The 1,333-nt window shown below is 42.5% G+C and carries 1 protein-coding gene; it reads right to left on the bottom strand.

Annotated features, from left to right (window positions below; genetic code table 11):
* Positions 1–129: 129 nt before the first annotated feature.
* A protein-coding gene (locus tag AC4J95_RS21030; RefSeq protein ID WP_113846326.1) for an IS3 family transposase occupies positions 130–1,259 on the bottom strand; the annotation gives its coding sequence in 2 pieces (ribosomal slippage) (positions 130–1,031 and positions 1,031–1,259; 1,131 coding nt in all).
* Between the last annotated feature and the right edge of the window lie 74 nt (positions 1,260–1,333).

Below are 1,333 nucleotides of genomic sequence, written 5' to 3'. Positions count from 1 at the left end.
TTTTTTTGAAACCAATCCACTCTCGAGTTGTTTCATGATTTCAGACAATCGTCAAACCAAAATCGTTTGACCATTCTCTGAAATCATGAAAAGAGATTCTCGTGGATTCGTTCAAAAAAATGTGAGTAGCTATTGCACGTGCTGCCGAGCTTGGTCTTCTGCCTGTTGTGGTGTCAGATAGCCGATTGCTCCATGTATCCGCTTGCGGTTGTACCATCCTTCAATATATTGAAATAGCTCTAGTCTGGCTTCTTCAAACGAATGATAGGTCGTTTGATAGACTTCTTCTTTCTTCAATGTCGCGTGAAACGATTCGATACAGGAATTGTCGTATGGAGTGCCTTTGCGACTATAAGAGTGCGTCATCTTGTTCGTGCGCAACGCTTCCTCGAAATCGGAGCTCGTATACTGCGAACCAAGATCGGTTTGGATGATCAGTCCGTCTGTTGGTTGTTGATTTTGAATCGCGGAATCGAGCGCGCTCATCACGATTTCAGTGTTCATCTGTTTGGCGTACGTGTAGCCGATAATTTTTTTCGAATAAAGATCAATCACAGAAGCTAGGTAGGTCCAGCCGTCTTTTGCAGTCGAGATGTACGTGATATCAGCGGCCCATTTTTGATTGATGCTGGTTGTGGAGAAATCTTGGTTTAAGAGATTTGTCCGTTCTTCAACGCGCTCTTTAGAAGCCTTGGTTGGACGATATTTTTTTACGGTGATCGAATGGATGCCAAGGAGACGCATCCGTTTTTGCACCCGTTTGATCGACAAATCAAAGCCTTGTTCTATCAGCTGGTGATGAATTTTCCACGCACCATACCGTTTCTTGCTGTCTGTGTAAATCGATAAGATGGCTTTATCAATACGTTCATTTTCAAGTTCACGCTGACTTGGTGTATGTTTGAGCTCCTTGTAATACGTGCTTGGCGCAACTTTCATCACTCGTAGAAGCATCCGAGTTGGATACTCCTTGCTTTCATTTTCGATGAAGAGGATTTTACTGTGTAAGTTTACTTCGTGAATATAGCCATTGCTTTTTTTAAGATTTCGTTCTCCTGACGCAGCCGAGTCATTTCTTTTTCCATCTGTTTGATTTGAGCAGGAGTCAACGAACTGCCAGTAACGGGCGTGTTGCTTTTCTTCCATTTATAAATTGTTTGTTCTGCAATGCCATATTCACGGGAAATTTCGGCGACTGGTTTCCCAGTTGCGACGAGTTGAAGGATCATGTCTTTTCTTTCTTGACTGTATTTTTTCATTTAGCGAACTTCCTTTCGTTCGAGGCTATTATAGTCCTCTCCCAAAATGTGTCCACTAAATCATCCTAACACCA

The organism is Enterococcus sp. GPZ-007 (genome assembly GCF_059374735.1).
The sequence above is the reverse complement of the archived record's forward strand: the minus strand, read 5'-3'. Positions and strand labels throughout refer to the sequence as shown.